The sequence below is a fragment of the Teichococcus aerophilus genome (assembly GCF_014490485.1).
GTDB classification, from domain to species: domain Bacteria; phylum Pseudomonadota; class Alphaproteobacteria; order Acetobacterales; family Acetobacteraceae; genus Pseudoroseomonas; species Pseudoroseomonas aerophila.
In genome coordinates this window covers 1-5438 of sequence record NZ_JACTVA010000104.1, presented here as the reverse complement: position 1 = coordinate 5438, position 5438 = coordinate 1, and the positions used below count along the sequence as shown (strand labels likewise).

Annotated in this window: 6 protein-coding genes; 2 read left to right on the top strand and 4 right to left on the bottom strand. The window is 72.3% G+C overall.

The annotated features are described in order from the left end of the window. Both IBL26_RS25030 and IBL26_RS25025 read left to right on the top strand, forming a co-directional pair. Nucleotides 1-1225: NAD(P)/FAD-dependent oxidoreductase (locus IBL26_RS25030; RefSeq protein ID WP_187787221.1), on the top strand; the 1225-nt coding region annotated here is incomplete at its 5' end. 14 nt (nt 1226-1239) lie between these two features. Continuing rightward, complete coding sequence (locus IBL26_RS25025; RefSeq protein ID WP_187787220.1) at nt 1240-2013, top strand: HpcH/HpaI aldolase family protein; 774 nt, start codon at nt 1240-1242, stop codon at nt 2011-2013. A gap of 169 nt (nt 2014-2182) precedes the next feature. Here IBL26_RS25025 and IBL26_RS25020 read toward each other — a convergent pair whose 3' ends face one another. From IBL26_RS25020 to IBL26_RS25005, 4 genes are all read right to left on the bottom strand, one after another. Beyond that, nucleotides 2183-2494 carry a hypothetical protein gene (locus tag IBL26_RS25020; RefSeq protein WP_187787219.1) on the bottom strand — a complete coding sequence of 104 codons (312 nt, stop codon included), beginning with the start codon at nt 2492-2494 and terminating at the stop codon, nt 2183-2185. A gap of 406 nt (nt 2495-2900) precedes the next feature. Continuing rightward, entirely contained in the window at nt 2901-3842 is a 942-nt protein-coding gene (locus IBL26_RS25015) for a dihydrodipicolinate synthase family protein (protein WP_187787218.1), read from the bottom strand. Next, the gene (locus IBL26_RS25010) at nt 3839-4969 is read right to left on the bottom strand and encodes an NAD(P)/FAD-dependent oxidoreductase (protein ID WP_187787217.1); all 1131 of its coding nucleotides are present in this window, start codon (nt 4967-4969) and stop codon (nt 3839-3841) included. The genes IBL26_RS25015 and IBL26_RS25010 overlap by 4 nt, the downstream gene beginning before the upstream one ends. Further along, on the bottom strand, nt 4966-5438 hold a 473-nt coding region (locus IBL26_RS25005), incomplete at its 5' end, for a (2Fe-2S)-binding protein (protein WP_187787216.1). The genes IBL26_RS25010 and IBL26_RS25005, both read right to left, overlap by 4 nt.

Here is a 5438-nt window from a genome sequence, read left to right as displayed (position 1 = left end):
GCCGTTGCGCCCGGTGCCCGCTGCCGCCATCTGGCGCCAGCAGCCGGCGGGCGAGGCCATCTACGCCACGCCGCCCGCGCCGCGCCGCTGGCTGACCGCCGCCCCGGCGCCGTTGCCGCGCGACTGTGCCACGCTGGTCATCGGCGGTGGCATCGTCGGCCTCTCCGCCGCGCTGTTCCTGGCGCGGGCGGGGGAGGACGTGTTGCTGGCCGAACGCGGCGAGCCCGGCCTCGGCGCTTCCACCGCCAATGCCGGCAGCCTGCACGTGCAGTTGCTGGCGTATGCCTTCGACGGCACCGACGCCCCCGGCCCGCTGGCCGAAGCGCTGGCGATGGCGCCGCCTGCCGTGGCGTTGTGGAAGCAACTGGCGGCCGATGCCGGCGAATCCCTCTCCATCCGTACCGAGGGCGGCCTGATCCTGGCCGATACGCCCGGGGCGCTGGATTGGCTGCGGCAGAAGACCGCCTTCGAGCGCGCCCGCGGCATCGCCGCCGAGGTGGTCGGGCCGGAGGAGTTGCGCCGCATCGCCCCGGCGTTGCGTCCCGGCCTGGCCGGAGCCTCCTGGTGCCCGCAGGAAGGCCAGATGGACCCGCTGCGCGGCACCGCCGCCCTGCTGCGCCTGGCGCTGGCGGCAGGTGCGCGCATCGCGACCGGCCTGGAGGTGACGGCGCTGGAACGTGACGGCAGCGGCTGGCGCATCGGCACCCCCGCCGGCCGTTTCCGCGCCGGGCGGGTGATCAACGCCGCCGGGCCGCATGCCGCCGCCATCGGCGCGCTGGTGGGGGAGGTGTTGCCGGTGCGGCTGGTGGTGCAGCAGGTCATCGCCACCACCGCCGCGCCGCCCACGCTGCGGCCGCTGGTGCAGTGGGCACGCCGCCATCTCTCGCTGAAGCAGACTGAGAGTGGGCAGTTGCTGATTGGCGGCGGTTGGCCGGGGCGGCTGGATGCGGATGGCGCGGCGCGGCTGCTGCGCGGTTCCATCGAGGGCAATCTCTGGGTGGCCGGGCAGGCGCTGCCGTTGCTGGGCGGGCTGCGGGTGCTGCGTGCCTGGGCCTCACCGAACGTGCATCTCGACCGTGGCCCGGTGATCGGCGAGAGCCCGCGCCACCCCGGGCTGTTCCACGCCGTCACCTCCAATGGCTGGACGCTCGGCCCGCTGGCCGGCCGCATGGTGGCCGAGGCCGCGTTGGGCCGCGGCCGCCCGCCTGCCGCCTTCGCGCCCTGACAGGAACCACCCGCATGACCCTCCGCGCCCGCCTCGCGCAAGGCGAGACCGTCTTCGGCCTGGCCGCCTGCCTGTTGCGAACGGTGGAGCTGGTGCCGCTGACCCGTGTCTGCGGATTCGACTTCCTGCTAGTGGATACCGAGCACACCCCGCTCGCGATCGCCGATGCCGCCACCCTGTGCGTCGCCGCGCAGGGGGCCGGGTTGCCGGCGCTGGTGCGGGTGGGCGGGCCGGAGCATCCGGATTTGGCGCGGGTGCTGGATGTCGGCGCCGATGGCGTGGTGGTGGCGCATGTGGACAGCGCGGCCCAGGCCGCCCGCATCGTCCGCGCCTGCCGCTTCGCGCCGCATGGTGCCCGCTCGCTGCCCTCGCCGCTGGCCCGCTTCGGCTTCCGTATGCCGCCGGCCGGCGAGATGGCGCGCGCCGAGGAGGCGACGACGCTGGTGGTGCCGATGATCGAAAGCGCCGCCGGCCTGGCGGAGGCGGAGGCGATCGCCGCCACCCCGGGCATCGACGCGCTGCTGGTCGGCACCAACGATCTCGCCGCCAGCCTGGGTCATTTCGGCGCGCCGGATCATCCGGAGGTGCTGGAGGCCTTTACACGGATTGCGGCCGCCGCGCAGGCGCATGGCAAGGCGTTCGGCGTCATCGGCCTGCCGCAGGCCCTGTTGCCGACGCACGCCATCAGCCTCGACGCCCGCTTCGTCGTCGTGGCGAACGATGTGAACCTGTTGCTGGATGCGGGTACGGCGGCGCTGGGGCAGATCCGGGCGGAGTGGCCGGGGTGAGGCTGGCGTGGAGGAAGAAAGGCCGGGGAAGGAATTCCCCGGGCCCCTTCTTTTCTTTTTTTCGAATTTTCCTGCTTGGTGGCTGGAGGTTGGCCTTCGCTGGCCGCTGTTCAGGCTATGCCGTGGCGGCCTTGAGCGCGGCGCCAGGCTCGCAGAAAAAAAGGGGCCTTCAAATGATCTGCCCACGCAGAAAACCCAGCGCCGGCAGCGGGCGCCAGCTGCGCGGCAGGTCCGGCCGGCGAATGGGGGCGACGCTGTAGTTAGGCACTGGCATGCTCGAACTGCGCAGGAAGCCGGCATAGGCGGTGACCTGCTGTTCACGCCAGTTGCGGTCCGCATCGGCAGCCGCGCGGCTGTGATAGACCTCGGCAATCCTAGTGCGGCGGCCGACCGCGGCGATCACCGCCCAGAGCTTGTCATCCCGTACGCGGCTGAGGCTGACGACCTGCGCCGGCTGTGCATCCGGCCCAGTCTGGCTCATGCAGCCAGGGCCCCTGCCCTGGCAGGGTAAGGGTGGAAAACGGCCTTCGCATCCATGTGCTTCATCTGTGCGCGCCACAGCTATCCTGCAAGGAGGCTGGCACAGTGCGGTGCAACCTGCCAACCCCGAGGTGGGGCGATGGTGGGGTTGTGAAGGGAAAGGCCGGGGAAGGAATTCGCCGGACCCTTCTTTTCTGAGCAGGTCTGGACGTGGTTGTTGAGGGACGGGTGGGTGCGCCAGAGGCCCTGGAGCTCCGGCGACTGACGGTGTAACTGACGCGGCCCAACATTAAAAAACTTCAAAGCGTCGGCCCCCAAGTCCAAGGCATAACGCAAACTCGGAAAATGAAGATGGGTCCGGGGAATTCCTTCCCCGGCCTTTCTCTCCCCCGACAACACTGGTCCGCTCAGGCGCGTTCCAGCATCCCCGCCGCTTCCATGGCGCGGTCCAGCGCTGCCCGTTCGCTGCTGGTGGCAGAGGGCTGGGGCGGGCGGACGGCGTCGCAGGGGATCTGGCCCAGCCGGCGCAGGGCGGCCTTGATGCGGGCGGTGGCGCGGCCGCCCGGTGCGTCGCGGTAGATGGCGACGGAGAGCGGGTAGATGGCTTCGTGCAGGGTCCGGGCCCGGTCCCAGTCGCCCTCGGTGGCGGCGTCGTAGAACTGCGCCAGCAGGGCCGGGGCCAGGGCGGCGAGGCTGACCTGGCTGCCGTGGCTACCGATGATGTAGGAGGTCAGCAGGTGCTCGTCGCCCGAGCCGAGTACGGCGAAGTCCGGCCGCAAGGCCAGCAGGCGGCGGCGGTTGGCTTCATAGGCGGCGACTTCCCAGGAACCGTCCTTGATGCCGACAATGCGGGGCTCGGCCGCCAGGCGTTCCAGCGTCCAGGCGCTGTAGGCCATGGCGCCGGCGCCGACCGGGGCGCCGTAGAGCAGCAGTGGCAGCCCGGTGGCCCCCAGCACGTGGTCGTGGTGGATGGCCACGCAATCGGCGTCGTGCCCCAGCGCCCAGCTGTTGGGGGGGAAGACCAGCAGAATGTCGGCACCGGCGGCCTCGGCCGCGGCGGCCTCACGCGCCGCTTCCAGGCTGGATTCGGCGTTAACGCCTGCGCAGATCAGGCAATCCGGCGGCGCGATGCGGCGGGCGATGGCGATGACGCGGCGCTTTTCCTCGGCGTCCAGGACGAAGTTCTCGCCGGCATGGCCGTTCACCAGCAGCCCGCGAATGCCGGGGGTGTGGGAGACGGTGGTGAGGTGGGCTGCCAGCGCGGCCTCATCCATGCGGAAATCGGGCGTCAGGGGCACGATGGTGGCCGCGTGGATGCCGCGCAGGCGGTCGGTGATGGGCGCGCTCATGCGGCCTCCGGTGTGCCGGCATGGCGCGGGGCCAGCAGCCGGTCGATGGGAAACAGGGGCATCTCGGGCTCGCGCCCCAGGATGCGGTCGGCCATCAGGCGGGCGATGTAGGGCCCGCTGGTGTAGCCGGAATGGACGCTGCCGCAGACAAAGGCGCCGGGGATGCCCGGCACCGGGCCGGCGGCGGGCAGGGCATCGGCGGTCTCGGCCTCCAGCCCCGCCCAGGCGCGGGCCATGCGGGCGCCGCGCAGGTCGGGGATGGCGTGGCAGGCCAGGCGGAGATTGCCCACCATCCGCTCCGGCCGCAGGGCGACGCCGCCACGCTCCCGGTCTCCCTCCCCCTGCCAGCCGCCGCCGACGACGACGGTGCCGTGCGGGTATTGCTTCAGCGAGAGCAGACCATTGGCAATGCCGACGACGGTACGCATGACAGGCCGCACCCGCTCCGTCACCACCAGCTGGTTCACCAGCACCTTGATGGGCAGTTCGACGCCGAGCCAGCGCAGCATCGGCTCGATCCATACGCCGCCGGCGATCAGCACGCGGCGGAAGCGCACGGGACCGGTGGCGGTCCGCGCGGTGAAGCCGCCATCCTCGCGCTCCAGCCCGGTGACGGCGCGGTTCTCGTGCAGCGCCACGCCGGCTTTCAGCAGGGCGCGGCGATAGGCGAGGCCGATGAGATAGGCGTTGGCGAAGCCATCCACCTTGCAGTGGCCGGCCAGCAGGGCGCGGTCGGTCAGGCCGGGTTCCACCGCCATCGCCTCCCGGCCGGAGATCAGGGCGATCGGTGCGCCGGCCTCGCGCCGTTTGGTGGCACGGAAGCGCAGCAGCTCTGCCTCCGCATCGGTGAAGGCGAGGCTGAGGCCGTCGCACACCACCACGCCGACATCGTGACCCAGCCAGGTGGGCGCGGCGGCCCATATGGCATGCGCCCGCATCGCGTAGGGAATCAGCGCCAGCCGCGTCATCTGCAGGGTGAGCGTGCCGGCATTGACGCCGGAGGCCTCCCGGCAGAGCGGACCGCGTTCCAGCAGCGCGACGCGCATGCCACCGCGCGCGGCGAACAGCGCCGCCGTGCAGCCATGCACGCCGCCGCCGATGACGCCGAGGTCGTAGGTCTCCGTCATAGCGGTGCCGGGGCGGGGATGGGGATGTCGGCGTAGTCGAACTCGCCCAGCAGGTCGGCCAGCGGCACCGGGCGCAGCGGCGGGCGGCCGGTCCAGCAACCAGCGGCTTCGCGCGAGCCGACGCGTGCGGCGAGGATCTCGGCTGCCACGTCGCCGCAGGAGCGCCCTTGGCAGGGCCCCATGCCGCATCTGGTGAAGTGCTTGAGCTGGTTGACCTCCCGCGCGCCATCCTCGAACGCGGCGTCGATCATGCCGCGCGTCACGTCCTCGCAGCGGCAAACGACTGTGGTGGGCGCGATGGCGCGGACGGCGCCGGGGCGTAGCGCCATCAGCCGCGACACAGCGGCGGCGAAGGGGGCGAGGGTGGCAAGGGCGGCGTGGTCCGCCGCGCTGGCCTGGGCGAAGGCGGCGGCGTCCGACCGGCCGGCGTCGTGGGCGGCGGCCAGGCCGGCCAGGCGGCCGGCATGCA

Coding starts and splice junctions, on each gene's coding strand:
- IBL26_RS25025 (WP_187787220.1), top strand. CDS start 1,240: ATGACCCTCCGCGCCCGCCTCGCGCAAGGCGAGACCGTCTTCGGCCTG.
- IBL26_RS25010 (WP_187787217.1), bottom strand. CDS start 4,969: ATGACGGAGACCTACGACCTCGGCGTCATCGGCGGCGGCGTGCATGGC.
- IBL26_RS25020 (WP_187787219.1), bottom strand. CDS start 2,494: ATGAGCCAGACTGGGCCGGATGCACAGCCGGCGCAGGTCGTCAGCCTC.
- IBL26_RS25015 (WP_187787218.1), bottom strand. CDS start 3,842: ATGAGCGCGCCCATCACCGACCGCCTGCGCGGCATCCACGCGGCCACC.